We start from the raw sequence: 26,135 nt of genomic DNA on the forward strand, positions 1-26,135 counted from the left end.
CCGACCGAGCCCGGCCGGGCCCGACGAGCACCCCGGCCACGCCCGACCGAGCCCCGATGAAGCCCGAGGACATGACCGACCCGACCCAGGAGCCCGACTCCCGCCAGAATTCCTCCCCGGCCCATCCGCCTCACCCGGCATACGCGGCCCACCCGGCCCATCCGCCTCACCCGGCATACGCGGCCTACGCGGCCCTGCGCTCCACCTGCCCCGTGCGGCCCGCCCCCGGCACCGGGGAGCGCCCCGGTTTTCTGGTCACGGGTTACGCGGAGGCCCGGGAGGCGCTCGGCGACTCCCGCCTCTCGAAGGACACGGCCGCGTTCTTCGCGGGCAAGGGGTCGCGGCGCCGGCTCCACCCCGCGGTCGCCCACACGATGCTGGCCAGCGACCCGCCCCGGCACACCAGGCTCCGCAAGCTGGTGACGAGGGCGTTCACCACCGGGGCCGTCGCGGAGCTGCGTCCCTTCATCGCCCGCGTCACGGACGAACTGCTGGACCAGTGGCCGGACGGCGAGCCGTTCGACGTCGTGGCGGGCCTCGCGGTGCCGCTCCCGGTGATCGTGATCTGCCGGCTGCTCGGGATCCCCCAGCACGACCGGCCCGAAGTACAGCGCTGGTCGGGGCAGCTCTTCGCGGCCGGGCGGCCCGACGTCGTCGACGCGGCCTCGCACGCGCTGGCCGAGTACATGACCGGCCTCATCGCCACCAAGCGCCGGGACCCCGGCGGTTCGCTGCTCGACCGGCTCGTCGTGGCTCGCGACGGCGACGACCGTCTGAGCGAGGAGGAGCTGGTCTCGCTGGCCGTGCTCCTGCTCGTGGCCGGCCACGAGACCACCACCAACACCCTCGGCAACGCCCTCCTGGCCCTGCTCCAGCATCCGGCCGCGCTGGCCCGCCTCGGCGCGGACCCCGACGGCGTCCCCGCCGCGCTGGACGAACTGCTGCGCTTCGACTCGGCGGTGAGCACGGCCACCTTCCGGTTCACCACGGAACCCGTCACGCTCGGCGGCACCGACATCCCCGCGGGCGTCCCGGTCCTGATCGCCCTCGGAGCGGCCAACCGGGACCCCGTACGGTTCCCGGCCCCGGACCGACTCGACCTGGACCGCGACGCGTCCGCCCACCTCGCGTTCGGCCACGGCATCCACCGCTGCGTCGGCGCGCCCCTGGCGAGGGCGGAGACGGAGATCGCCCTACGAGCCCTGCTGACCCGCTTCCCGGGCATCCGTCTCGCCGTACCGCCGGACGAACTGACATGGCGCCCCACCCGACTCGTCCGCGGTCTGGAGTCCCTCCCGGTCCTCGCGTCGACGCCCTAGGCCGTGTTCGGCACGTCCCGCCCGGCCCGCGGGCGGACGGCGCTGCTGTCCGGACACGGCCTAGGGCGGTGCCGCCGGAAGGCCGCGCGGCCCCGTGCAGCGGGCGCCCGCCTCCTCCACCCGGCGGCGCAGTTCACGGTCCGCCGTGACGACCAGGCACGGCCGGCCGTTCGCGGCCCGGGCCAGCTCGACGATCAGGTCGTCGCCGCTGCCCGGGGCCTCCTCCACGCGCACACCGGGTACGGAGGCGACGCCCCGGGCGCGTCCCTCCACGACCAGCACGATCTCGTACGGTCCCGGGAACGGCCCGTCGGCCGGGCCGCCCGTCGTGGCGAGCCGGTCGCGCAGTCGCTCCGCGGCCCCGCGCCGGTCCCGCCACCAGCCGTCCGGCACCGATCCCACGACGTTGGCGCCGTCCACCACGAGCAGCGGACGGAGCGGCGGATCCTCAGCGCTCATCGCCCCAGGATGCCACCCGGCTCGTCACACCGCGGCGCGCCGCATGACGACCGGTTCCATACGGCTACGGCTTGCGTCCGCACCACGCCACGAGGCGGTCGATGGCCGGCGCGTCCGGGTCGACCTCGACCGCCGCGCCGAACGGCGCGCCGTCACGCGGGCCGGCGGGCAGCCCGCGCCTCATGGCGGCGTACGAGACCGCCACGACCTCGGGGTCCCAGTCGGGGAGTTGGCCGGTCGCGGTGGCCATGTCCCAGGTGTGTACGGTGAATTCCGAGGTCCAGACGGCCGCGGCGGCGGCGCCGGGAAGGTTCCCGAACGGCAGGATCAGCGTCCGGCCCAGGATCGAGGGGTCCGCCCAGGCCTCCTCGACCTCACGGACCGCGGCGTCCCACGCCTCCCGCCACGCGGTGTCCGCGAGGTCGTCGTCGACCGTGGGGAGAGTCGTCACGTCGCCGCCGCGTCCCGCGAGGGCGATGCGGCGCAGGACGGCGACGAGGTGCCCGGTGAGCCGCCGGACGGTGAATTCGGTACAGGGCGTGGGCCCGTCGAACTGCTCGGGCCGGACCGCGGCGACGGTGCGTCCGGCCAGCGCGATCGCCTTCATCAGGTGCCGGCGGGGGTCGTCGGTGGCAGGGGCGGCGGTGGACCGTGAGGTGTTCTCGGTGTGAGTCATGAGCTCATCCTGGAAGCCGAACAGGTCACCTCCTGGCCACTTTCCGGAAGAGAATGGCCGGCATGAGAGCCGATCGCCTGGTGGCCACCCTGCTGTTCCTCCAGACCCGCACCCGGGTGACCGTGGCCGAGGTCGCCGCCGAGCTCGAAGTGTCGCCGCGGACCGCACGCCGGGACCTGGAGGCCCTGTCCACCGCGGGCATCCCCGTCTACTCGCAGCGAGGCCGCGGCGGCGGCTGGTCGCTGGTCGGCGGCGCCCGTACGGACCTCACCGGCCTGACCGCCGACGAGATCCGGGCGCTGTTCCTGCTCGCGGGCCCTTCGTCGACCACGCCCGAACTCCGTACGGCGCTGCGCAAGCTGGTCCGCGCGCTGCCCGCGCCCCTGCGGTCGGGCGCCGAGGCCGCGTCGCGGGCCGGTCTCGCCGACGGCACGCACTGGTCGCGCGCCGACACGGCCACCGGGCCGCACCTCGACGCGCTCCGGCGGGCCGTCGTGGACGGGATCCAGGTGCGGCTCGGGTACGCCGGGCCCGGCAAGCCCGTGGGCGTGCGGACCGTCCATCCGCTCGGGCTCGTGGCCAAGGCGGGTCACGACTATCTCGTCGCCGGGACGGAGCGGGGCCTGCGGACCTTCCGGCTCAGCCGGGTGGCCTCGGTCGAGCCCACCGGCGAACCCGTCGTGCGGCCGGACGACTTCGACCTGCCCACGGTCTGGCGCTCGTTCGCCGCGCGGCTGGAGGAGCGGCTGTACGCGGCGACGGTGCGGGCCCGGGCCCGGCCGGACGCCATGGCGATCCTTGAGCGGCTGTTCGACGGTCGTCTGCGCGTCGGCGCGGTGCTTCCCGACGGGTGGACGGAGATCCGGGTCGACGGGCCGACGCCGGAGGTGGTGGCGACACAGCTGGCCGGTCTCGGGGCGCGCATCGAGGTGCTGGACCCGCCGGAGGCGAGGGAGCGTCTCGCCCTCCTTGCGGTCGAGCTGGCCGGGGTATACGGGCCGCCGTCGGGCTCGCGCGAGGGTTCGGCGGGGTGAGGCGCCGGTTCAGGCCGCGGGGGCGGCGGGGCCGGCGGGATCGTGGGGGTCGACGTCGGTGACGCGGCGGGCCTCCACGTGCGCGTGCGGGGCCTGGTGCCCGCCGGTGGCGAGGACGCGTACCTCGTCGTGGTCGCTGATCTCCGCCCGGATGATGCCGGTGGGGTCCGCGTACACCGGATGGCCGCCGGGCCCCTTGGCCGAGGTGCGCTCGACGAGGACGACGTCCTGGCCCGAACCCGTGTCGTCGGGGAACACCAGCTCGTAACGGACTGGGATCATTTCACCCATTCTACGCCGGAGGCCGAGTCTCGACACGTGCGGGGAGATCACGGGGCGTACGACGCGGACGCGGAGCGGCGGAACCGTCGGTGATCCCGAGAACCGGCGTGGGGTCTTCGCCATCCGGTGATGTTCTTCTCCGCGGCCCGGCGTGGTTGCGGCAGGGTAGGGCATGAGTCACGGCCGGCCTTTGGGTAGCGAACGGAGAACACGCGTGATTGTCGGAGTCCTCAAGGAAGCGCGGCCGGGTGAGAGTCGCGTCGCGGCCACGCCGGCCACGGTCGAACAGATCCGCACACTGGGGTACGACGTGGTCGTCGACCCGGGCGCGGGCATCGCGGCCGGCTTCACCGACGCCGCCTACGAAGCCGCCGGTGCGACCGTGGGCGACGCGCTGACGGCCGACGTGGTGCTCGGGGTCAACGCCCCCACCCCGGCGCAGCTGGACCGGGTCCGGCCCGAGGCGACGGTGATCGCCCTGTTCGCACCGGCCTTCGACCCGGCGATGGTCGAGGCCCTGGGCCGGCGCCCCTTCACCGCCCTTTCGATGGACGCCGTGCCGCGCATCAGCCGGGCGCAGTCGATGGACGTCCTGTCGTCGATGGCGAACATCGCCGGCTACCGGGCCGTCATCGAAGCCGCGCACGAGTTCGGCCGGTTCTTCACCGGCCAGGTGACGGCGGCGGGCAAGGTGCCTCCGGCGAAGGTGCTCGTCGCGGGCGCCGGCGTCGCCGGTCTCGCGGCGATCGGCGCCGCCGGCTCGCTCGGCGCGATCGTGCGCGCCACCGACCCCCGGCCGGAGGTCGCCGACCAGGTCCGCTCGCTCGGCGGCGAGTACCTGTCGATCGAGTCCCCCGAGACGGAGGTCTCCGGGACCGGTTACGCCAAGGAGATGGGCGACGAGTACAAGGCGCGCGAGGCCGAACTGTACGCCGCCCAGTGCCGCGAGGCCGACATCGTCATCACCACCGCCCTGATCCCCGGCCGTCCCGCGCCGACGCTGATCACCGCGGAGATGGTGGCGAGCATGAAGCCGGGTTCGGTGATCGTCGACATGGCGGCCGCCAACGGCGGCAACGTCGAGGGCACGGTGAAGGGCGAGCGGACCGTCACGGCGAACGGCGTGACGATCATCGGCTACACCGATCTCGCGGGCCGACTGCCCGCGCAGGCCTCGCAGTTGTACGGCACGAACCTGGTGAACCTGCTGAAGCTGATGACCCCGGACAAGGACGCCCGCCTCGTCCTCGACTGGGAGGACCCGGTACAGCGCTCGATCACCGTCGTCCGCAAGGGCGAGACCGCCTGGCCGCCCCCGCCGGTGCGGGTCTCGGCGGCCCCGGCCGCCGCCCCCGCGGCGGCCGTGCGGGAGCCGGCGCCGAAGAAGCCTCCGATGTCGGCGAAGCGGCGCTTCGGCGGCGTGGCCATCGGCGCCCTGGTGCTCTTCCTCACCGCCGGGTTCGCGCCGGCGGCGCTGCTGCCCCACGTGACGGTCTTCGTCCTGGCGATCGTGATCGGCTACTACGTGATCGGCCATGTGCACCACGCGCTCCACACCCCGCTGATGTCGGTGACGAACGCGATCTCCGGGATCATCGTCGTCGGCGCGCTGCTGCAGATCGGGCACGCGAGCGCGGCGGTCACGGTGCTTTCGGCCGTGGCGATCCTGCTGGCCAGTATCAATGTCTTCGGCGGCTTCGCGGTGACGCGTCGCATGCTCGCCATGTTCAACCGGAGCTGACATGTCTGCGACCATCGCCGCACAGGCGGCCTACCTTGTCGCCGCGCTGCTGTTCATCCTCGCGCTGGCAGGACTCTCCAAGCACGAGACGGCCCGGCTGGGCAACGCGTTCGGCATGCTCGGCATGGGCGTCGCGCTCGTCGCGACGGCCGTGCTCGCGTGGGACGGCGACATCAGCACCGCGGGCATCGGCCTGATGGCCGTGGCGATGCTGATCGGCGCGCTGATCGGCCTCCAGCGGGCCCGCGGCGTCGAGATGACCGGCATGCCCGAACTGATCGCCCTGCTGCACTCCTTCGTCGGTCTGGCCGCCGTCCTGGTCAGCTGGAACGGCTACCTGAACGTCGAGCACGACCCGAACGGCCACGAGGCCGAGGCCCTGGACGCGCTCGGCACCCTGGGCATCCACCACGCCGAGGTGTTCATCGGCCTGTTCATCGGCGCGGTGACCTTCACCGGCTCCGTCGTGGCGTACCTGAAGCTCTCCGCGAAGATCGACTCCAAGCCGCTGATGCTGCCGGGCAAGAACGCCCTGAACCTCGGCTCGCTGGGCCTGTTCGTCGCCCTGACGGTGTGGTTCGTGATCACGCCGGAGCTGTGGCTGCTGATCACCGTGACGGCCCTGGCACTCGCGCTGGGGTGGCACCTGGTCGCCTCGATCGGCGGCGGCGACATGCCGGTCGTGGTCTCGATGCTCAACAGCTACTCTGGCTGGGCCGCGGCCGCCTCCGGCTTCCTGCTCGGCAACGACCTGCTGATCATCACCGGCGCGCTCGTCGGCTCCTCCGGCGCGTACCTGTCGTACATCATGTGCAAGGCCATGAACCGCTCGTTCCTCTCGGTGATCGCGGGTGGCTTCGGCATCGAGGCGCCGTCGGGCTCGGAGGTCGACTACGGCGAGCACCAGGAGATCACCGCCCAGGGCGTCGCCGAACTGCTCGGCTCGGCCCGGTCGGTGGTCATCACACCCGGGTACGGCATGGCCGTCGCCCAGGCCCAGTACCCCGTCGCGGAGCTCACCTCGAAGCTGCGCGCCAGGGGCGTCGACGTGCGGTTCGGCATCCACCCGGTCGCCGGCCGCCTGCCCGGCCACATGAACGTGCTGCTCGCCGAGGCCAAGGTGCCGTACGACATCGTCCTGGAGATGGACGAGATCAACGACGACTTCGCCGACACCGACGTCGTCCTCGTGATCGGCGCCAACGACACCGTCAATCCGGCCGGCGCCGAGGACCCCGGCAGCCCGCTCGCCGGCATGCCGGTCCTCACCGTCTGGGAGGCCGGCAAGGTCATCGTGTTCAAGCGCTCGATGGCTTCCGGCTACGCGGGCGTGCAGAACCCCCTGTTCTTCAAGGAGAACACCGCGATGCTCTTCGGCGACGCGAAGGCCCGGGTCGAGGACATCGTCGGCGCCCTCTGACGCACCACGACGCCCGGTTGCGGGGCTGCCGCGGCAGTCGGACACTCCGAGGTATGGACGCGCGGGAGGCAGCGCTCCGACAGGCGTACGACCATGCTGTCCGGTGGCTGGCGAGCCTGCCCGACCGCCGGATTCCGGCACGCGCCACGGTCGACGAGATCGTCGGCGCCCTCGGTGCCGAACTGCCCGCCGGCCCCGGCACGCCCGCCGACGTCGTCGACCTGCTGGCCACGGCCTGCGAGCCGGGGCTCACCGCCTTCCCCAGCGGCCGCTTCTACGGGTTCGTCGTGGGCGGCACGGAACCGGCCGCGCTGGCCGCCGACTGGCTGGTCAGCGCCTGGGACCAGAACTGTGTGATGCGCACCGTATCGCCCGCGTACACGGCGGCGGAGGAGATCGCCGGCGGGTGGGTGCTCGACCTGCTCGGCCTGCCCGGGGAGAGCTCCGTGGGCTTCACCACGGGTGCGACGATGGCGAACTTCACGTGCCTCGCCGCCGCGCGCGACACGGTACTGCGGCGCGCCGGCTGGAACGCCGCCCGCGACGGCCTCACGGGTGGCCCGCGGGTGCGTGTCCTCGCCGGCGAGTCCCGGCACATGGCCATCGACCTGGCCCTGCGCTACCTCGGGCTCGGCCGGCCCGAGCCGGTGGCGGCGGACGACCAGGGCCGGATCAGGCCCGAGGCCCTGCGCAGCGCGCTGGCGGGCGGCGAACCGGGCCCCACGATCGTGGTCCTCCAGGCAGGCGACATCCATTCCGGCGCCTTCGACCCCTTCACCGCGAGCATCCGTGCGGCGCGCGGGGCCGGCGCCTGGGTGCACGTCGACGGCGCCTTCGGACTGTGGGCGGCCGCCTCCGCGCGCCACGCCCACCTGACGGCGGGCTGCGCGGCCGCGGACTCCTGGGCGACGGACGCCCACAAGACGCTGAACGTCCCCTACGACTGCGGCCTCGCGATCGTGCGCGACGGGTCCGCGCTGAGCGCGGCGATGGGGCAGCGCGGCGACTACCTCATCCAGCACGAGCACGGCGACCCCATCGACAAGGTCCCCGAACTCTCGCGGCGCGGCAGGGCGTTCACCGTGTGGGCCGCCCTCAGGTCCCTGGGCCGATCGGGCGTTTCCGACCTCGTCGAACGGCTGTGCCGCCACGCCTCCGCGTTCGCCGCCGGCATCGCCGCGATCGAGGGCGCGACCGTCCTCAACGAGGTCACGTTCACCCAGGTCTGCGCCGCGTTCGGCACCGACGCAGGCACCGACCGGGTGCTCACCCGGCTGCTCGACGACGGCACCGCGTGGATCAGCGGCTCGACGTGGCACGGCAGGCGCGTGATGCGCATCTCGGTGAGCAACTGGTCGACGACCGACACCGACGTGGCACGCACCCTCGACACGATCCGCCACGCGGCCACCGGAGCCTGACGACCGCCGAACCACCCCTCGTACGCCCCTGAGTGGGGGCCGGGAGCCCGCCCTGCCCGGGACCCCGGCGTCGTCGCCCGCACCCGGCCGCAGCGCGCACAACCCTGCCCATATCCGAGATCTCCGCCCTTTCCCGCCATTCCGCAAAGTAAAGCCGCCGTCAAATCGCCTGGTCGCACGTGGTGTTGGACGCTCGTTCGTCCATAGGGTGCGCTTGATCGCGCACCGCGCGCGATGACGCCCGCCCTCATTCCGGACGGGCGTTGTTTTGTGCTGCCTCAAAGTCTTTGGAGTCGACATGAGGGCCTGGTACGCCCACCCACCCCTGTGGACCAGACGCAGGGAAAGATCCATAGCCGTGGTCCTGACCTCGGTCCTCGCCGTGCTGCTGTCCCTGGTGACGGTCCCCGCCGCGGACGCCGTGGCCGGGCCGCACCCGAAGGTGTGGACCCCGCCGAACACCAGACTGGACAAGACCCGGTCCGTCGAGGGGTCGAACGACCACGGCGAGCTGGGCACTTCGGCCGCCCCCGGCAAGAAGGGCAGCAGCCGCTGGCGGCCTGCCCGCCGGGCCGTCCCGACGGGCTCCGCCACCGTCACCCTGTCCGCCCCCGCCGCCGGGAAGGCCACGGACGGCAAGGCCGCGGCCGGCCGCAAGACACCTGTGACCCGCGCGGGCGGCCTCCCGGTCGCCGTCGCCGACCTCGGTGCCCCGCACCGTGCCGCCAAGGCCCCGTCGGTCAGCTCCGCGGCCACCGTCGGCGTCACCGTGCACGACGCCGCCGCGTCCAAGGCCGCGGGCGCCTTCGGCAACCTGATCACCGTGCGCGGCGCGTCCCCCGCGACCGACGGTGGACGTTCCGTCCGGGTCGAGCTCGACGTCAAGACCCTTGAGGGCACGGGCGACTGGCACGACCGGGCCCGACTCGTGAGCATGCCCGCCTGCGCGCTGACGACCCCCGCGAAGGCCGCCTGCCGCACCCGTACGCCCATCGTGTCCGGCGTTGACCCGATCACCGGCAAGCTGACCGCCGACATCACCCTGCCCGCCGCCTCCCCGCAGTCCGCGGGCGCCGTGCTGCTCAGCGCCGAGCCCGCCGCCTCCGGCTCCGGCGGCTCGTTCGCCGCGACGCCGATCTCCCCCTCGGCGTCGTGGAGCGCGGGCTCGAACGCGGGCAACTTCACCTACAGCTACACGCTCTCGCTGCCGACCTCGATCGGCGGAGCCGCTCCCAGCGCCATGCTGGGCTACGACTCCTCCACCGTGGACGGCATGACGGCCGCGTCCAACTCGCAGTCGTCGTGGCTCGGTGAGGGCTGGAACTACCACCCCGGCTTCATCTCACGGCAGTACACTCCGTGCCTCAAGGCCGGCATCGACATGTCCGGCGACCAGTGCTGGGCGGGCCAGTTCCTCTCCCTGAACCTCGCGGGCCACTCCGGCCAGGTCGTCAAGGACGACCAGAGCGGCGAGCTGCGCCTCCAGGGCGACGACGGCACCAAGATCACGCCGCTGACCGGCCTGAACAACGGCGCCTGGAACGGCGAGGGCTTCAAGGTCACCACGACCGACGGCACCGAGTACTACTTCGGCGCCAACCACCTGCCCGGCGGTGACGGCAGCGACCCGGCGACGAAGTCCGTGTCCACCGTCCCCGTGTACCACCCGAAGGCCGGTGACCCCTGCTACAGCTCCGCGAAGGGCGCCGCGTCCTGGTGCCAGATGGGCTGGCAGTGGAACCTGGACCACATCGTCGACCTCCAGGGCAACCTGATCTCGTACACGTACGACCCCGAGGTCAACCACTACGCGCGCGGCGGCGGCCAGAACAACGGCACCGGTTCGCTCACCCGGTACGAGCGCTACTCACTCCCCCGCACCGTCTCCTACGGCCAGCGGCTGCCCGAGCAGATCGCCGCCAAGGGGACCCTCAAGCCGGCCGTGGTCATGAGCTTCAAGGCCGAGGAGCGCTGCCTCGAAGCGGCCACCGACTGCGAGGAGGCGGACCGCACCCTCGACAACAAGGCCCGCTGGAAGGACTCCCCGCTCGACCAGGCGTGCGCCGCGGGCGGCACCTGCACGGTCTACGGTCCGACCTTCTGGACCTCCAAGCGGCTCGCCGAGGTGAAGACCGAGGTCCTGGTCGACGGCGGCTACCGCACGGTCGACACCTGGGCGCTCAAGCACAGCTGGTCGTACCCCGAGGACGGCACCAACAGCCCCACGCTCTGGCTCGACTCGATCCAGCGCACCGGCTCCAACGGCAAGACGGCGACCCCGCTGCCCCCCGTCTCCTTCACCGGCATCCAGATGCCGAACCGCGTCGACGAGCCGGTCGTCACCGCGTCCCGGTTCTACCGGCCGCGGATGACGGAGATCCTCACCGAGACCGGCGGCCGGATCAACATCGGCTACAAGGACGCGAACGCGGGCTGCTCACGGCGCAACGGCCCGATGCCGTCCGCGCCGGAGACCAACACGCTGCCCTGCATGCCGGTGAAGTGGGTGAAGCCCGGCTCCCCCACCAACACGAAGCCGTCGGTCGACTGGTTCCACAAGTACCTGGTCGGCTCGATCAGCCAGGAGTCGCGGGTCACCTCCGGCGTCGGCCGGATCACCGAGTACGAGTACGGCGGCGGCGCCGCGTGGCACCGCAACGACTCCGAGTTCGCCGACGAGGAGTCCCGTACCTGGGACAACTTCCGCGGCTACGCGACCGTCACCACGACCACCGGCAACGGCACGATCGCCGACGGCCCCAAGAGCAAGTCCGTCGCGACCTTCCTGCGCGGCATGGGCGGCCAGGTCACCGACACCTGGGGCGGCACGATCACCGACGAGGAGGAGTACGCGGGCTTCGTCCGCGAGACCCGGACCTTCGAGTCGGTCGCCCCGGACGCCAAGGTCCTCAGCGGTGAGCTGAGCACCCCGTGGCGCTCGGAGCCGACGGTCACCCACACCCCGTCCGTCTCCGGCGTCCCGAAGGTGACGGCCCGCTTCGTCAACACCGCCCAGGTCCGTGAGCGGGCCAGGCTCGCCGACGGCACCTGGCGCGAGACCAAGCGCGAGGTCACGTACGACACCGACCGCACGCACGCGGGCCGGGTGCTGACGGTCGACGTCTTCGGTGACGTGACCAAGCCCGAGCAGCGCCAGTGCACGCAGACCTCGTACACCACGGGCGCGAACGCGATGCTGGTGGAGCTGCCGTACCGGGTGCTCACGCTGGCGGGCGGGTGCGGGGGCACGGCGAACGCGGCGAACACGATCGCGGACACGCACACCCTCTACGACGGCAGGCCGCTCGGCACCGTCGGCGACCGGGCCCTGCAGACATCGACGGAGATCCTGACCTCGTACGCCGCCGACGGTTCGCCGCGGTACCGCACCACGGTCAAGGCGTCCTTCGACAAGTACGGCCGCCAGATCTCCACCGTCGACCCGAACAACAAGGACACGGCGCACCCGGACGGCAGCGAGACGAAGACGGCCTACACGCCGTCCGAGGGCGGGCTGCCGACCGCGCTGACCGTGACCAACCCGCTGGGCTGGTCCTCGACCACGACGATGGACCCGGGCCGCGGCCTGCCCACGCGCGCAGTCGACGAGAACGGGCACGCGACGGACGAGGAGTACGACGCCCTCGGCCGGCTGATCGCGGTGTGGAAGCCCGGCCGGGACAAGGCCACCCAGAGCCCGCACCAGAAGTTCGCGTACGACCTGAAGCTCGGCCGCGACGGCCCGGCCGCCATCACCACGCAGAACATCCGCGAGGACGGCAGCTACGGCACCAGCGTCCAGATCCACGACGGCTTCGGCCGCATCCGCCAGACCCAGGCGATGCCGCCGTTCGGCTCCGTCGGCCGGCTGATCTCGGACGCGATCTTCGACTCGCAGGGCCGCCAGGTCAAGACGACCCCGTCCTACTTCAACAAGGACTCGGGTCCGACGGCCACGGTCTTCGACCCGCAGGACGCGCAGATCCCGGCCCAGAGCTGGAACGAGTACGACGCCCTGGGCCGGGTGACAGTCAGCAAGTTCATGTCGTACGGCCAGGAGCAGTGGCGGACGAGCACCACGTACGCCGGTGCGGACCGGGTCGACGTCACCCCGCCGGAGGGCGGGTTCGCGTCGTCGACGCTGACGGACGCGCTGGGGCGCACGACGGAGGTCCGCCAGTACAAGGCGGGCACGCCGACCGGGCTGTACGACGCCACCGTGACGACGTACGACGTCGCGGGCCGGGTGGTACTGCGCAAGGACTCGTCGAACAACGAATGGCGCTACACGTACGACCTGCTGGGTCAGGCGACCAGCAGCTCGGATCCGGACTCGGGTGAGCTGCACAGGCAGTTCGACGCCACCGGCCGGGTCGCGTCCAGCACGGACGCCCGCGGCAGGACGTCCAGCTTCACCTATGACCTGCTGGGCCGGCAGACCGCCGTCTACGAGGGGACGGACACCACCGACGCCTCGAAGAAGACCCTCGAGTGGACCTACGACGGCAAGAAGAAGGGCAAACCGGACTCGTCCACCCGCTTTGTGAACGGAGTGCCGTACAAGGCCACCGTCAACGGCTACGACATCGGCTACCGGCCCACCGGCGTGTCGACGGTCATCCCGTCGAGCGAGGGCGCGCTGGCCGGCACGTACACCTCGTCGGTCACGTACACCCCCGTGCTCGGTCTGCCCAAGACCGCGACCCTGCCCGCGGTCACGGGCGCGGGACTGACCGCCGAGCGGCTCACCCACTCCTACGACGTCGACGGCAACTTCATCGGCTCCAGCGGCAAGTCCGTGCTGGTGACGGACGTGCAGTACGACGCCTTCGGACGGCCGACCCGCACGACCGTGGGCCCGTGGGGCAGCCAGGTCGTCTCCACCCAGCTGTACGACGCGGCCACCGGCCGCACCGTGCAGTCCACGCTGGACAAGCAGACCAGCGACACCACCCACGTCGACCTGACCTCGTACACCTACAACAAGGTCGGATCGCTCACCTCGTCGAGCACCGTGCAGGACGGCTCCACCGTCGACACGCAGTGCTTCGCCTACGACTACCTGGGCCGGCTCTCCGCCGCCTGGACCGACCGGGCCGGAACCAGCACGGCGCCCGCGCCCTCGGTCTCCGGCATCGGTGGCTGCGTCAACCCCCACGAACCGACGGCGGGCAACGCCTCCGCGCGGATCGGCGGCCCGGCGCCCTACTGGCAGTCGTACGGCTACGACCTGACCGGCAACCGCACCAAGCTGGTCCGGCACGACACCACCGGTGACACGGCCAAGGACCAGACGGTCGACCAGACCTTCGCCACCGGCCGCAACACCCCGACCAGCGCACCCGACACGGGCGGTGGCACGGGCGGCCCGCACGCCCTGAAGACGTCGAAGACGACCGTCGGCGGTGAGGTGCGGACCGCCTCCTACCAGTACGACGCGTCCGGCAACACCACGGCGATCACGGACACCTCCGGCACCAAGAAGCTCACCTGGAACGGCGAGGGCCGCATCGAGGCCGTCGACGACACCGCGAGCGGCTCGACGAAGTACGTGTACGACGCCGGGGGCAGCCAGCTCATCCGGCGCACGGACAAGACGGTCACCCTCTTCCTCGGCGCGGACGAGATCACCCTCGACAAGGGCACCGGAGTCGTCACCGACACCCGCACCTACCCGGGCCCCGGCGGCCTCTCCATCACCCGGGTCACCAAGGGCGGGGCGGCCAAGCTCGTCTACCAGGCGTCCGACCCGCACGGCACCAACGGCGTCCAGTTCGAGGCGGGCACACTGCTCTCCACCCGCCGGCCGAGCGACCCATTCGGCAACGCCCGTGGCACCCAGCCGGGCGCCGGGGTCTGGGCGGGCAGCCAGGGCTTCGTCGGCGGCACCATCGAGGGCACCGGCTTCACCACCCTGGGAGCGAGACAGTACGACCCGGTGACGGGCCGCTTCCTGTCGGTCGACCCGGTCTTCAGCGAGGGCGACCCCCAGTCCTGGAACGGCTACGCGTACGCCGACAACAACCCGGTCGACAACGCGGACCCCAGCGGTACGTGCATCCCCGCCGACGACGGCAGCGGCCGGTGCATGAGCGCGGCGGCGTGGTCGCGCTACTTCAACAGCGGCGGCGGCAGCGGCAGCACGGGAACCGGAAGCGGCAGCCAGACCGACACCGGCTCCACCCCGGCCACCACGCAGGCCAAGAACGACAACGCGGCCAAGCAGGCCGCGGCGGCCGAGGCCCTGCGCCAGAAGCAGGCCGCCGACGAGGCGCTCGCCAAGGCGAAGCAGCAGCGCGAAGAGCTGATGAGCAAGATCGTCGACGTGGTCGGCGACCTCATCGGCTTCAACGACGCGCGCGACTGCTTCACCAAGGGCGACGTGATGGGCTGCGTCAACACGGCCCTGAACTTCGTCCCGTGGTCGAAGGTCTTCAAGGCGGTGAAGGTCGGCATCAAGGCCTTCAAGCTCTGGAAGGAGGGTGAGAAAGCCTACGACGCCATCCGCAGTGCGCAACGCATCTCGCGGGAGGCGGAGGAGGCGCTCGTCGTCGCGCGCAAGACGGCGGACGAGGCGGCGTCGGCGGAGTCGGCGGCGATGAAGGCCGAGGCGGAGGCGGCGCAGGCGGCCAAGTCCGCGGACACCCCGGGCTCGTGCCCCCTCAAGCGGCACAGCTTCCCGGCCGGAACCGCGGTCAAGCTCGCGGACGGCACGACCAAGCCCATCGAACAGGTCAAGGAGGGCGACCAGGTCCTCGCGACCGATCCCCAGACGGGTGTGACCCGCGCGGAGACGGTCGAGCAGCTGATCGTCACTCCGGACGACAAGGAGTTCACCGACCTCGTCCTGACCTCCACCGACGGCAAGGCCGGCGGCCTCACCACGACGTGGCACCACCCCTTCTGGGACGCCACGACGAAGCGCTGGACGAACGCCAGCGAACTGAAGCCGGGCGGGAAGCTCCGCACCCCGGACGGCACCCTGATCACCGTCAGCGGCGTCCGGAACTACCACCAGGCCGTGGTCACGTACGACCTCACGGTGGAGCGCCTGCACACGTACTACGTGCTGGCGGGCACGGCTCCGGTTCTCGTGCACAACTGTGGCGACGACGAGGCGTCCGACGAGCTGCTGGACCTGGCCGACGCCAACATCGGAAACTCGCAGGTCGCTGCGGAGATCGAGACTTCCGGCGGCGACATCGCCCGTGACATCAGCCAGCCTCGGGCCGGGGGCAGCCTCCACCCGATCGTGCAGAGCGCCGTCGATGCCACCGGGCATCATGGTGGTTGTGCTGAAGTCGGCTGTGTCAATCAGCTCGTGGATCGCATAGTGCAGCGAGGCGGCAACGTGGACGAACTCATCGGGTCGAGAGTCACACCCATCAAGATCGGTGGCCGGGACTTCCCGATGGAGGAACACACCGAAGCGATTCCGCCGTGCCAGAGCTGTGTCGCGTTCCTGAAGCAGTTCGGGATCGGCTGATGAGTACCGATCCGATCAACCCGTCGCCCGGCCGTCGGTCGGGGGCCCACACCCCGGTGGACTGGCCGAGCCTCACCCACGCGTACGGGTCGGCGGCCGACCTGCCGGCCCTGCTCGACAAGCTCCGTACGGGCACGGCCGCGGAGGCGGGTCGCGCTGTGAGCGACATCGTGCTCAGGGTGTGTCACCAGGGGGCGGCGGTCGAAGAGGCGACCGCACCAGCGGTCGCCGTCCTGATGGAGATCGCTGCCTCGTCCGATCCGCACCTCACCGAGCGGATCATCCGCGTGCTGCTCACGGTGTCGGAATCGCTGGGCACCTGGGCGCGATCACTGCGCTCAGCAGCGCCCGAGAACACGTTCCGTTATGTGCCCAGGGCAGGATGGGAGCACGAGGTTCTCCGGTCCCTCAGGCAGGGTTCCGAATCGCTCGGCGCCGCCGCGGCACAGTGGACGAGCCCGCTCAGCGCCCGGTTCGACGAGCTGGTCGAGGCGATCTCGGCAGCCGAGGACAGGATCTCCGGATCGCTCTGACTCCGGCCGTAGACCACGGAAGGAGAAGGGAGGAAGGGGCCGGAGGTATCCACGGATACCTCCGGCCCCTTCTGCTTCACGGGTTCAGCACACGGATCACGTCACCGGCACCGGCATCACCCGCTGCGGCCTGGTCTGGTTGCAGTCCCACAGGTAGAGCGTGTTTCCGCCCGGCGCGTCCAGGCACCGGCCGGAGGCCGGGTTGTAGACCGAGCCGTCCGCGCGGAAGAGCCACTTCTGGTTGGCGCTGCCGTTGCAGGGCCAGATCTGGAGCGGGGTGCCGTTCCCCAGGGAGGTGTTGCCCGGGGCGTCGAAGCAGTGACCCTTGATCTGGAGGCTGCCGTCGGGCATGCCCTTCCACATCTGCGCCGGAGTTCCGTTGCAGGCGTACATCTGGACCGGCCGGCCCTGTTCGGCGACGCCGCCGCTCAGGTCGAGGCAGGAGCCGGACGCCTGGTCGGAGGCGATCGGACCGGTGGTACCCGCCGGGTCGACGGAGTAGTCGTGGACGACGACGTCGGCGATGGAGCCGTCGTAGTAGTTTCTGCCCCGGCTCTGGTACTTGTAGCGGCCCAGGACCAGCGAACCGGTCCCCACCTGCTTCGTGGTGTGGGAGCCGGAGGCGGCGAGCGCGTCGTTGACGTACAGGGCCATCTGGCCCGTGGTCGCGTTGTAGCTGATGGTCAGCTTGGTCCAGGCGCCGACCTTGACGCGCGCCGCGCTGCTGCGGACGTCGGTGGTGTCGTACGGCCAGCCGCCGTTGTCGGCGGTGGCCATGCCGAGGTGCCAGTTGACGAAGCCGTTGCCCATGGTGGCCGGCCACACCATGAAGCCACTGGCCTCGTTGTTGTCCTGGCTGATGACGACACCGTCGGTGAGGGCGTTCGCCTTGGTCCACAAGGAGATCGAGAAGGACTTGGTCGGGTCGACCCTGAGGCCGTCGGACTCGATGACCCCGTCCGTACCGTTGAAGGTGGCGACCTTCGCCGGCGCGCCGTTGACGGTGTCGTCGGTGAAGCTGACCCCACCCTTGACGATGCCGGAGAACTTGCCGTACGTGTCGGGGGTCTTGCCGTCCACCTGGGTGGCGAGACGCATCCGGTCGACCGGCGCGGTGGTGTCACCGAGCTCGGCCGGGGCCTCGAAGCCGGTCACGGCGCCGGCGGGGGCGCCCGCGGCGGCGGTGCCGCGCCAGAACGTCAGCGTCTCGCTGCCCGCGGCGACGGCCCACAGGTCGGCGCGGCCGTCCTTGGTGGCGTCGCCGACCGACCCCACCTTCGGGTAGGCGGCCGTGGTGATCCCGGTGAGGATCGGCGCGGGGGCCAGCGGGTCGGCCAGGCCGGACAGGTCGAGCCTGCCGTCGGGCCGGGTGCCGATCGGGTACGAGCGGATCGCGCCGTCCGACAGGCTGCGGGTCCACAGCGTGGGCTGCGCCTTGCCGCTGGCCGAGCCGGGGTTGATCAGCTCGAAGCCGCCCCAGTTGGCGGTGCCGGAGACCAGCACGGCGTCGGCGTCGAGGGTGTTGATGCTGTTGGAGCGGTAGAGCCACAGGTTGCCGCGCTCGACCGCGAGGACCGCGGTCTGGTCGAGGGCGAGGTCACCGTCGAAGTCGTTCAGCGTCGCCTTGGGCGCGCCGAGGGCGAGGATCTGGGTGGCCTCGGACCAGTCGGGGACCCAGGAGGCGGGCGGCCCGTCGAGCGGAGTGCCGTCGGGGGCGGCCCAGGTGGTGGGCTTGTCGACGGTGGCGTAGGTGTGGAAGGTGCCGTCGCCCTTGTTGGGGTAGAGGTAGAGGTTTCCCTTCAGCGCCGGGTTGGCCGTGGTGTGGGCGAAGACGTCGTCGACGCCCGTGGACCGCAGCGCGCCGCGGTGGCTGGTCTGGACGTCGTTCCAGTTGGTGCCCTGCGGGGCGAGGCCGAGCAGCGCGGCCTGGGCGAGGGTCGGATCGGTGTCCGCCGTCATGTGCAGCAAGTTGCCGGCGGCGTCCGGCTTGAGGATGTCGCCGCGGCCGTCCTGGTCGAGGTCACCGGGGACCGCCTGGCCGGTCTTCGGGTCCCAGGGGACGTAGAAGGTGTAGGGGAAGGGCTGGCTGTAGTTGCCCGCGACGTCCATGGCCTGGACGAAGAGGATGTTGGTGCCCCACAGCCGCGGGGTGTAGCTGAAGCTGCCGCCCGAGCCGCGGATGACGCCGGGGTCGCCGCACTTCCAGCCGGTGACCGGGGTGGGGTCGGTGCTCCAGCGGACGCAGGCGGGGCCGGAGGCGCGCAGTCCGGCGCCAGGCGCGGGGTCGGTGACGTCGACGGTGAAGGTTCCGGTGTCGTTGATCTTCAGCTTGGGCTTGACGTTGAGGGTGCCGCTGGCCGGGAAGTCGGTGGAGCGGACGGTGACGGCCGGGGGTGTCTTGTCGACCCGGAAGTAGCACCACGGGGTGCTGCCCGAGGACAGCCAGCCGTCGCTGACCTCGGCTCTCCAGCCGTACTGGTGGCCGTCGGTGAGCCGGTCGGCCGGGTAGTCGACCTCGCCGTAGCTGCCGGTGGGGCCGATGTCCTGGTAGATGCCCCACGTGGAGTCGTTGTCGTCCCAGACGTGGTACTTGGTGTACAGCTGGTTCCAGCCGGTCGGGGACCAGGTGTTGACGCGCAGCTTGATGTACTGGTTGGCGCCGACCCAGCCGGGGTTGTCCCAGGGGTTGCCCCCGGGGGTCTGGCACTCACTGGTGTTGCCGCTGTCGGCGAACGAGGGCGTGGGGACGGTGCGCGGGTACCAGATGGTCGGCGCGATGTCGTACTCGATGACGATGGACGGGTCGGCGCCGAGGTGGTGGCGGTAGAACTTCTCGTTCTCGTTGTCGGCGGCGAAGCCCACGGTCCAGTTGGGCCACTTGCCGTTGGCCGCGGACTGGAGGTACGAGGTGACGTCGTAGTAGATGTTGCCGTTGCCGGTGATCCAGGCGGTGCCGACCTTGGTGCAGCCCTCCATGATGGAGTTGACGCCGCAGGGCTGGTTGTTCCAGGTGGCGCCGCCGGGGATCGGCGGGGTGTGCCAGAGGCCGATCGGCTTGTTGGTGCCGGGGGCGGCGGAGCTGACGACCTGGGCGGTCAGGGTGGCCCGGGCGATCTGGGCGGTGCCGCGGGAGCCGTCGGCGTAGAGCACCGAGGGGATGCCGAGCTGGAAGTACGAGCGGTAGCGGCCATATCCGGTGCAGTCGGAGTAGCCGCAGTAGCCGACGCCGAGGCTGGAGAGCGTGTTGACGTTCGACGTCGTCTTGTGGTTCTCCTGCACCTGGGCGTTGACCTGGCGCTTGGCCTCGGCGCCGAAGGTCGGGTCGAGGTACCAGGGACCGGTGCCCTTACCGAAGGTCTTCGGGTCGGGAGTGAGGACGAGGGCGTCCGCGGTCGCGGTGACCTTCATGGTGGAGACGTTGGCGCCGTCTCCGGGCTGTTCGGCCGAGGACCGCAGGCCGGCCGCGGGCGCGGCCGCGGAGGCGCCCGTGGCGGCGGCGCGCGTCGCGGCGGGGGCCGTCGCGGGGGTCTTCCCGACCCAGCGCGAGGTGGGGGCGGCGTGGCTGGAGTCCCACTGGAACGGGGTGGGGGCGTGCAACCGGGCCTTGCCGTGCGCGTCCTTGAGGGCGATGTTGCCGGCCCGGTCGGCGGAGAGCGTCAGCCCGTTCGTGCGGACCGGGAAACGCAGCTCCTTGAGCCGGGGGTCGGCGGCGGCCTTCGCCGTCCGGACGACGACGACCTCGCGCCAGCCGCCGTCGGCGAGGGCGGTGACCTGGAGGTCGACGTCGGGCAGGACCTCGGCGTACGTCGCCGTGGCCCCGCTCAGGGTGGGCTTGGGCAGCGCGAACGGGGCGGTGACGGCGAACTGCTTGCCATCGTCGGTGGTGACGGTGGCGAGCGGACCGGTGCCGCCGCCGGACAGGACGAGCCGGTTGCCGGTGGCCTTGGGGGCGACGGTGTCGCCGGGTCCGGCGGCGAGGGTGGCGTCCAGGGTCTGCCAGCGGCCGGACCGCTTGACGCGGACGGACTGGGCGTGGCTCTTGGTGGTCAGGCGGTGGCCGCCGGGGTTGGCGACCGTCTCCGAGGTCTCGGTCGTCAGGGCGTCGACGGTGACGGGCTCGCCGGTCGTCCGGGCCTTCCGCAGCGCGTCGTGGACTGCCGTGAGGGTCGCGGTGTCGGCGCCGTTCGGCGGCTGCGCCGTGGACCGGGGGCCACCGGGGTTCGTGGGGCTCGTCGTGGTCGGCGCACCGGGGGTGGATGCGGCCGGAGTCACGGCGGCGGCGAACGGTACGCCGCTCATGCCGAGGCCGAGCGCGGCGGCGACGGCCACCATTCCCCGGCCGACGGCGCCCTTGGTGCGGGCGCGGGACGACCGGGTGGTCCGGCGTCTCGCGGATATGTCTGACATGCGGTTCGAGTGTCCCCTCGCACGGGCCCGCCGGTCCTTCGGCGGGCATACGGTCGGGAACGATGCAGGGTCCGTGAAGTGGGGTCAAGGCGGCTATACCGGTGTGTGTGGCTTGTCCAGATTGATCATCAGATCGTGGCGCCTCGGGGGACTTTCCAGACCCGCGCGGGAAGATGCCACTGGCGCCCCATGCCAGACAACCGGGCCGAGGCCACCACGCCCATCCCTGTCAGGCCGCCTCGACCACTGGCTCAAACCCCTTCCAGGCGATTCCGCGCGACAAGGTGACGGATGAGATCGGTGACGCAGGGCAGGAAGGCACCGTGACACCGAACACTCGCCACCCGCGTCAAGGAGCTCCCGGGCATCGTGGCGTCGAACTGCTGGGCCGGGCACGCTCCGACCTCCGGCTCACCGCCGTACGCCTGTGGGACGACAACATCGCGGACTGCGCGGCGGCGCTCACCTACTACGCGGTGCTGGCGCTCGTACCCGCCCTGCTCGTCTCGGTCTCCCTGGTGGGACTGGCCGGAGCCGACGCCCGCGAACATCTGATCCGCGACCTCACCTCCTATCTCCCGCCCCAATCGGCGCAGGTGCTTCGAGAGGCCCTGGAGGGCCTCACCTCGGCGCCCTCCTCCCTGTGGGCACTCCTCGTCAGCGGGGTCCTGAGCGCCCTGTGGTCGGCCTCCAGCTATCTGGCGGTCTTCCGTCGCGCCCTGCACACGATGCACCGGCTGCCCGACACGCGGCCGCCGCTGCGCGCGGCGCACGTCCTCGTCCTCACCGCCGGCGCGCTGCTGGCCCTGCTGGTCGCGGGCGCCGCGAGCCTCGTCGCGAGCGGCCCCGTGGCCCGTCAGCTCGCCGCGGGCGCCGGCCACTCCGGTACGGCCGCCATGGCCGTCCTGCGGTGGCCCGTGCTCCTGGTGATCGTCACGGCACTCATCCTCCTCCTCTACCGCACGGGACCCGTCCAAGCCCGTGGCGCACGCCGGGGATTCCCGGGCGGGGCCCTGGCGGCCTTGCTGTGGCTCGGCGCCTCGGCGCTTTTCACCGTCTACACGCAGTTCGGCACCTACAGCCGCCTCTACGGGTCACTGGCGGGCGTCGTCGTCTTCCTCGTATGGCTGTGGTTCAGCAACCTGGCCCTGCTCACCGGCGCCCAGTTCAACGCGGTGCGCGCACGGACCGAAGAACGGACCGAAGAACGGACCGGAGGACGGACTGTGGAAAGGACTGTGGAACGGGCCCGGGAGGCGCCGGCGGACGTTGAGGCCCCGTCCCCCCACAGATAGCGGCGGACGGGAAGCACGGGGGGCGAAAGACGCAGGCGCCGCTTCTCCGACGGACCGGACCGGATATGCCGGGCCCGCACCGCGCTGCGCAGCGTACGCCGATTGTCGAGACCGGCCGCGATCACGGGGCGACCTCGCCGCCCTCGCCTTCCTCGTGGTCCCGCCCCGCCGTCTGGTCGTCGACGGGGATGCCCAGTCGGGCGGCCGCGGTGGTGAGGGCCGCCCCCAAAGGCAGCGCCACCCGCGTGACGGCGTGCCGGTCGCCCCGGGTCGGGTCCCGGTTGACGATCAGCACCGGCTTCCCGGCCTGGGCCGCCTGGCGGACGAACCGGAGCCCGCTCATCACGGTCAGGGAGGATCCCAGAACCAGCAGCGAATCGGCCTGATCCACCAGCTCCCGGCAGTGCTCGACCCGCTGTGGCGGAACGGCTTCGCCGAAGAAGACCACATCCGGCTTGAGGACGCCTCCGCAGACGATGCAGGGCAGCACGCGGAAGTCCCCGACCTGTTCGTCGGTGAGGTCGGCGTCACCGTCCGGGTTGAGGCCGGCCGCCGTGGGCGCGAAGCCCGCGTTGGCCTCCTCCAACCGCCGGGCGAGCTCGCGGCGGGGGCTGAAGGCGCCGCAGGAGAGGCAGACGACCCTCTCCAGGCTTCCGTGCAGCTCCACCACGCCCTCGCTACCGGCCGACTGGTGCAGACCGTCGACGTTCTGGGTGATCACTCCTGTGAGCAGGCCGTGTCGTCCGAAGGCGGCCACGGCCCGGTGCCCGGTGTTGGGCCGGGCGCGGCCGAAGGTACGCCAGCCGAGATGGCTACGCGCCCAGTACCGGCGCCGTGCCCGGGCGTCGGCGGTGAACTCCTGGTAGGTCATCGGGGTGTGCCGGCTCAGGCTTCCGCCCGCGCCCCGGTAGTCGGGGATGCCCGACTCCGTGGAGATGCCCGCCCCGGTGAGCACCAGCACGCCACCCGCGCGTAGAGCGTCGGTGACCGGCGCCAGACTGGTGGTGCCCGGCGGCAGGTCCTCGGTGGGGGTCCAGCTCAGGGTGGGGCGCATACGCATGACGCCAGGGTACGGAGTCGGCCCCACCACTCGCCTGCACCACGGCGCCGCGATCGTCCGCCGCTCTTCGAGGCGGAGCCGAGGGTCAGAAGGCGTAACGCACCCGCAGCCACGGGGCCTGCTCCTCGATCAAGCGGGACAGCGTGTCGACGGCCTGCGCCTTGGTGGCATTGCGGTAGCGCACGTTCCAGCTGCCGTTCTCGGAGCGCTTCGGCTGCTGGATGTCCTGGCGCCACAGAACGTCCTCCGCGCGCGGGTGCCAGCCGAGGTTGACCTGGTGCAGGTCCTCGTTGTGGGTCAACAGGATGATCTCCGCCGCCGCCTGGTCCTTCACACGCTGCGGGAGTACGTCGTCCATGGCGCGGAGCAGGTCGGCCCAGGACTGTTCCCACCCGGGGCGGATGACCACAGGCGAGAGGTTGAAGTGCACCTCGTACCCCGCGTCGAGGAAATCCGCAGCGGCCGCGAGACGGTCGGGGACCGGACTGGTCCGGATGTCGAGGAGCCGGGAGTCCTCGGGCGGCATGACGGAGAACCGGATGCGGGTACGGCCCTGCGGATCGAGCCGCAGGAGGTCGGGGTTGACGAACTTGGTGGCGAACGACGCCTTGGCCGTGGGCCACCGTCGGAACGCGCGGATCAGGTCGGCGGTGTTGTCACTGATGAGGTCGTCGACCGAGCAGTCGCCGTTCTCTCCGATGTCGTACACCCAGGCGTGGGAGTCGCATTGGTTGGGTTCCTCCTTGCGGCCCACCCCCGCGATGTGGCGGCCCAGGCTGCCCAGGACTCGCTCGACGTTGGTGAACACCGTGATCGGGTTCGCGAACCCCTTGCGCCTGGGGACGTAGCAGTACGCGCACGCCATGGCGCAACCGTTGGAGAGGCCTGGAGCGATCCAGTCGGCGGAGCGACCGTTGGGCCGGATGCCGAAGGACTTCCGTTCACCCAGGACGAGGGTCTCGCGCTTGACTCTCACCCACCGCTCCACGTTTCCTTCGTTTCCGTGCAGGTGCGGAATGCGCCAGTGCGAGTCCGTCTCGATGAGCCGGGCCTCGGGAAAGCGGGCGATGATCTGCCGTCCTCGCAGCGAGTCCGCGGCGGCAGGCTCGGCGTAGATCTCCGTCACATCGAGCAGTCTGCGCGCCCGGGGCTCGTCGTGGAACCGCCGACCGTCCGCGGCATCGCTCGGCGACGCGGCGGCAGCCAGGTCGCCCATGCTGAACAGGCCGTCGGATTCGTCCCCCTGCTCCCCCATGTCTCCGGAACCCTGTCGCATCCGCACTCCACTGTCACGCCCGACGCCGATGTCCGCGCCGGCCGACCGGACCGAGCCGACTTGTGTACGCGCGGAACCAGCCTACGGAGGGGCACCGACAATCCGGTGACTTCGGCGCGACGGTCGTCCGGCTTTCGGAGGTGCGCAGAATTGCGCGGGTGCGCGCGTCAGTCCACCGGTTCGTCGACGTCGGGATTCTCGTGCTGCGCATCGTGGGCGTCGCCCCGACGTCCGGTTCCCGCCACGTCGGTCTCCGGCGCCGCGGAGTCCGGCCAGTCCGGTACGGGTATGGCCAGAGGGTCCTCTCCCTGCTCCGCCTGCTGGTTCTGCGGGTCGCGAGGGAGCGGCTCGTCCGCCCCTTCCGGCGCGTCGGGCTCGTAGCGCGTGTGTGTCTCGTGGTCGGCGTCCGCCTCGTGATCGGCGTCCGTCTCGTGGCCGGCGTGCGTCCCGTGATCGGCGTCCGTCTCGTGGCGCCCTTCCGTCTCATCGCGCCGGTCCGCCCGATCGGGCTCCTGCTGGGTGGTCATAGGGCTCACCTTCCTCTGGGGGGCGGTTCCTGCCGGCGGAGCCGTTGGGGGCGGGGCTGCCGCGGGGACGGGCGGGCGCCACCGCCGTCGGGCGGACGGCGGCGCCCGGGCATCAGCTGGGCCAGGTTCCCGTCAGGCGCCGAACCGAGGTGGCCCCGGCGCGGTCGACGGCGGCTTTCACGACGGCGAAGACCGCTCCTTGCAGTGCTGCCGCGAGGAGGATCTCCCGCCAGGTACGTTCCTCGTCCATCGCGTCCGGGGCGTCGTCGTCGTGCCCGGCCCACTTCCACACCTGGTTGAAGGCGGCGCGCGCCGCGATGCCGCCGGCGAATCCGAACGCCAGGCCGAGCGGACGGTAGGCGAGCTTGGCGGTCTTCATCGGTGCCTCCGGCTCCGGCGCACGAGCAGGAGAACGCCGAGCGCGGCGACACCTACGAGCAGCGGGGTCCGGTAGGCCCGGGCCGCGGACGCCCCCTGGCCGACCTTGTCCGCGACGAGGTCCGGTGTCCGCTCGGCGGCGAGCTGTCCGGCACGCGCAGCCGTGCTCCGCAGCTGCGCGGCTGCCTGAGCAGCCTTGTCCACGGCCGTGTCGGGGGCCTTGGCGGCCAGGGCTTCCACGGTCTGTCCGAGCTTCTCGCCGGCGTGCGCGACCGCCTTGCGCAATTCCTCGGGTCCGGGCGCGGATGTGTCGCTTCGGGGGTACTGACTCATCGGTGTGCCTTCTCCTTGATCTCGCACGTGTCGGCCTTGACGGCCTGGGTCCCGGCGGGTGCCGCCGTTTGGCGCCTACCCCGTCATCGGCAGACCACCTGTCTCCCATCCGGATCGCCGGTCAGCCCCGCGTGACCCCGCCGGGTCAGGGGCAGGTCCCGCAGCCGTACGCCCACCGCGTGGTGCACGGCGTTCGCGATCGCGGCCGCCGTCTCCCTCGATGCCGATCTCGCCGATCCCGTTGCTGCCCAGCAGACGGGGACGAACGGGGAGCGCCCGGTGCGCCGGCTGAGCACCCGCCCGGCCGCGAAGACCCCGAGCAGGCGCCGGACCCGTACCTACCCCGTCACGGTGTCCACGTCGACCTCCGCGAACCGCGGCGCGGGGGCCGGCGCGGGACTAGGCCGGGGGCCGCGGCAGGCGGCGCCGCTCGCGCCCCGATCGGCCCGCGTCGCGCATCCGGCGTCCTTCGGCTCGCAGGGACGGAT

Annotated in this window: 17 protein-coding genes and 1 pseudogene; 8 read left to right on the forward strand and 10 right to left on the reverse strand. The window is 71.8% G+C overall.

Features of this window, described 5'->3' with window-relative positions; translation table 11 throughout:
* The first annotated feature begins 71 nt into the window (after positions 1-71).
* A complete protein-coding gene (locus tag DEJ43_RS03055) occupies positions 72-1,319 on the forward strand; it encodes a cytochrome P450 family protein (protein WP_086024665.1) in 1,248 nt (415 codons plus the stop codon).
* A 60-nt stretch (positions 1,320-1,379) separates the two neighbouring features.
* Here DEJ43_RS03055 and DEJ43_RS03060 read toward each other — a convergent pair whose 3' ends face one another.
* Together DEJ43_RS03060 and DEJ43_RS03065 are read right to left on the reverse strand one after the other, a co-directional pair.
* Positions 1,380-1,778 (reverse strand): PIN domain-containing protein, encoded by a 399-nt coding sequence (locus DEJ43_RS03060; RefSeq protein WP_015031841.1) that lies wholly within the window; start codon positions 1,776-1,778, stop codon positions 1,380-1,382.
* 64 nt (positions 1,779-1,842) lie between these two features.
* A complete protein-coding gene (locus tag DEJ43_RS03065) occupies positions 1,843-2,454 on the reverse strand; it encodes a TIGR03086 family metal-binding protein (protein ID WP_015031842.1) in 612 nt (203 codons plus the stop codon).
* A gap of 62 nt (positions 2,455-2,516) precedes the next feature.
* On the opposite strand from DEJ43_RS03065, the gene DEJ43_RS03070 reads away from it, so the two are divergent.
* Complete coding sequence (locus tag DEJ43_RS03070; RefSeq protein ID WP_041663565.1) at positions 2,517-3,488, forward strand: helix-turn-helix transcriptional regulator; 972 nt, start codon at positions 2,517-2,519, stop codon at positions 3,486-3,488.
* 9 nt (positions 3,489-3,497) lie between these two features.
* On the opposite strand, the gene DEJ43_RS03075 is transcribed toward DEJ43_RS03070, so the two are convergent.
* A complete protein-coding gene (locus DEJ43_RS03075) occupies positions 3,498-3,770 on the reverse strand; it encodes a DUF6296 family protein (protein ID WP_086024623.1) in 273 nt (90 codons plus the stop codon).
* A gap of 172 nt (positions 3,771-3,942) precedes the next feature.
* On the opposite strand from DEJ43_RS03075, the gene DEJ43_RS03080 reads away from it, so the two are divergent.
* The 5 genes from DEJ43_RS03080 (at position 3,943) to DEJ43_RS03100 (ending at position 16,371) form a co-directional block, all read left to right on the forward strand.
* Positions 3,943-5,511 (forward strand): Re/Si-specific NAD(P)(+) transhydrogenase subunit alpha, encoded by a 1,569-nt coding sequence (locus DEJ43_RS03080; protein ID WP_199868634.1) that lies wholly within the window; start codon positions 3,943-3,945, stop codon positions 5,509-5,511.
* 1 nt (position 5,512) lies between these two features.
* On the forward strand, positions 5,513-6,931 hold the full coding sequence (pntB, locus tag DEJ43_RS03085; RefSeq protein ID WP_015031846.1) for a Re/Si-specific NAD(P)(+) transhydrogenase subunit beta: 1,419 nt from the start codon (positions 5,513-5,515) through the stop codon (positions 6,929-6,931).
* A 53-nt stretch (positions 6,932-6,984) separates the two neighbouring features.
* Positions 6,985-8,352, forward strand: a complete 1,368-nt coding sequence (locus DEJ43_RS03090; protein WP_015031847.1) for a pyridoxal phosphate-dependent decarboxylase family protein — start codon at positions 6,985-6,987, stop codon at positions 8,350-8,352.
* A gap of 358 nt (positions 8,353-8,710) precedes the next feature.
* A complete protein-coding gene (locus DEJ43_RS03095; protein WP_233447918.1) occupies positions 8,711-15,838 on the forward strand; it encodes a polymorphic toxin-type HINT domain-containing protein in 7,128 nt (2,375 codons plus the stop codon).
* Positions 15,838-16,371 carry a hypothetical protein gene (locus tag DEJ43_RS03100; RefSeq protein ID WP_015031849.1) on the forward strand — a complete coding sequence of 178 codons (534 nt, stop codon included), beginning with the start codon at positions 15,838-15,840 and terminating at the stop codon, positions 16,369-16,371. Before DEJ43_RS03095 ends, DEJ43_RS03100 begins: the two co-directional genes overlap by 1 nt.
* A gap of 96 nt (positions 16,372-16,467) precedes the next feature.
* On the opposite strand, the gene DEJ43_RS03105 is transcribed toward DEJ43_RS03100, so the two are convergent.
* Positions 16,468-20,778 carry a ricin-type beta-trefoil lectin domain protein gene (locus DEJ43_RS03105; RefSeq protein ID WP_015031850.1) on the reverse strand — a complete coding sequence of 1,437 codons (4,311 nt, stop codon included), beginning with the start codon at positions 20,776-20,778 and terminating at the stop codon, positions 16,468-16,470.
* A gap of 323 nt (positions 20,779-21,101) precedes the next feature.
* Here DEJ43_RS03105 and DEJ43_RS03110 point away from each other — a divergent pair, with 323 nt between their 5' ends.
* A complete protein-coding gene (locus DEJ43_RS03110; RefSeq protein ID WP_015031851.1) occupies positions 21,102-22,073 on the forward strand; it encodes a YihY/virulence factor BrkB family protein in 972 nt (323 codons plus the stop codon).
* Between the two features lie 121 nt (positions 22,074-22,194).
* Here DEJ43_RS03110 and DEJ43_RS03115 read toward each other — a convergent pair whose 3' ends face one another.
* From DEJ43_RS03115 to DEJ43_RS37965, 6 genes and pseudogenes are all read right to left on the reverse strand, one after another.
* A complete protein-coding gene (locus DEJ43_RS03115) occupies positions 22,195-23,133 on the reverse strand; it encodes an NAD-dependent protein deacetylase (protein ID WP_086024624.1) in 939 nt (312 codons plus the stop codon).
* 85 nt (positions 23,134-23,218) lie between these two features.
* Positions 23,219-24,349 carry a spore photoproduct lyase family protein gene (locus DEJ43_RS03120; protein ID WP_051026011.1) on the reverse strand — a complete coding sequence of 377 codons (1,131 nt, stop codon included), beginning with the start codon at positions 24,347-24,349 and terminating at the stop codon, positions 23,219-23,221.
* A 227-nt stretch (positions 24,350-24,576) separates the two neighbouring features.
* Positions 24,577-24,936, reverse strand: a complete 360-nt coding sequence (locus DEJ43_RS03125; protein ID WP_015031854.1) for a hypothetical protein — start codon at positions 24,934-24,936, stop codon at positions 24,577-24,579.
* A 112-nt stretch (positions 24,937-25,048) separates the two neighbouring features.
* Positions 25,049-25,315 (reverse strand): DUF4235 domain-containing protein, encoded by a 267-nt coding sequence (locus DEJ43_RS03130; protein WP_015031855.1) that lies wholly within the window; start codon positions 25,313-25,315, stop codon positions 25,049-25,051.
* Positions 25,312-25,647 carry a hypothetical protein gene (locus DEJ43_RS03135; RefSeq protein WP_015031856.1) on the reverse strand — a complete coding sequence of 112 codons (336 nt, stop codon included), beginning with the start codon at positions 25,645-25,647 and terminating at the stop codon, positions 25,312-25,314. Before DEJ43_RS03135 ends, DEJ43_RS03130 begins: the two co-directional genes overlap by 4 nt.
* Before the next feature lie 83 nt (positions 25,648-25,730).
* Positions 25,731-26,021: pseudogene (locus tag DEJ43_RS37965) on the reverse strand (xanthine dehydrogenase family protein molybdopterin-binding subunit); the annotation flags it as partial.
* Positions 26,022-26,135: the final 114 nt, after the last annotated feature.

Origin of the sequence: Streptomyces venezuelae ATCC 10712 (assembly GCF_008639165.1) — a bacterium.
Classification (GTDB): Bacteria; Actinomycetota; Actinomycetes; order Streptomycetales; family Streptomycetaceae; genus Streptomyces; species Streptomyces venezuelae.

What these genes read in the sequence shown, in the direction of transcription:
- DEJ43_RS03060 (WP_015031841.1), bottom strand. Translation starts at nt 1,778, where the DNA reads ATGAGCGCTGAGGATCCGCCGCTCCGTCCGCTGCTCGTGGTGGACGGC.
- DEJ43_RS03055 (WP_086024665.1), top strand. Translation starts at nt 72, where the DNA reads ATGACCGACCCGACCCAGGAGCCCGACTCCCGCCAGAATTCCTCCCCG.
- DEJ43_RS03075 (WP_086024623.1), bottom strand. Translation starts at nt 3,770, where the DNA reads ATGATCCCAGTCCGTTACGAGCTGGTGTTCCCCGACGACACGGGTTCG.
- DEJ43_RS03090 (WP_015031847.1), top strand. Translation starts at nt 6,985, where the DNA reads ATGGACGCGCGGGAGGCAGCGCTCCGACAGGCGTACGACCATGCTGTC.
- DEJ43_RS03120 (WP_051026011.1), bottom strand. Translation starts at nt 24,349, where the DNA reads ATGGGCGACCTGGCTGCCGCCGCGTCGCCGAGCGATGCCGCGGACGGT.
- DEJ43_RS03080 (WP_199868634.1), top strand. Translation starts at nt 3,943, where the DNA reads ATGAGTCACGGCCGGCCTTTGGGTAGCGAACGGAGAACACGCGTGATT.
- DEJ43_RS03065 (WP_015031842.1), bottom strand. Translation starts at nt 2,454, where the DNA reads ATGACTCACACCGAGAACACCTCACGGTCCACCGCCGCCCCTGCCACC.
- DEJ43_RS03100 (WP_015031849.1), top strand. Translation starts at nt 15,838, where the DNA reads ATGAGTACCGATCCGATCAACCCGTCGCCCGGCCGTCGGTCGGGGGCC.
- DEJ43_RS03115 (WP_086024624.1), bottom strand. Translation starts at nt 23,133, where the DNA reads ATGCGTATGCGCCCCACCCTGAGCTGGACCCCCACCGAGGACCTGCCG.
- DEJ43_RS03105 (WP_015031850.1), bottom strand. Translation starts at nt 20,778, where the DNA reads ATGTCAGACATATCCGCGAGACGCCGGACCACCCGGTCGTCCCGCGCC.
- DEJ43_RS03070 (WP_041663565.1), top strand. Translation starts at nt 2,517, where the DNA reads ATGAGAGCCGATCGCCTGGTGGCCACCCTGCTGTTCCTCCAGACCCGC.
- pntB (WP_015031846.1), top strand. Translation starts at nt 5,513, where the DNA reads ATGTCTGCGACCATCGCCGCACAGGCGGCCTACCTTGTCGCCGCGCTG.
- DEJ43_RS03135 (WP_015031856.1), bottom strand. Translation starts at nt 25,647, where the DNA reads ATGAGTCAGTACCCCCGAAGCGACACATCCGCGCCCGGACCCGAGGAA.
- DEJ43_RS03130 (WP_015031855.1), bottom strand. Translation starts at nt 25,315, where the DNA reads ATGAAGACCGCCAAGCTCGCCTACCGTCCGCTCGGCCTGGCGTTCGGA.
- DEJ43_RS03125 (WP_015031854.1), bottom strand. Translation starts at nt 24,936, where the DNA reads ATGACCACCCAGCAGGAGCCCGATCGGGCGGACCGGCGCGATGAGACG.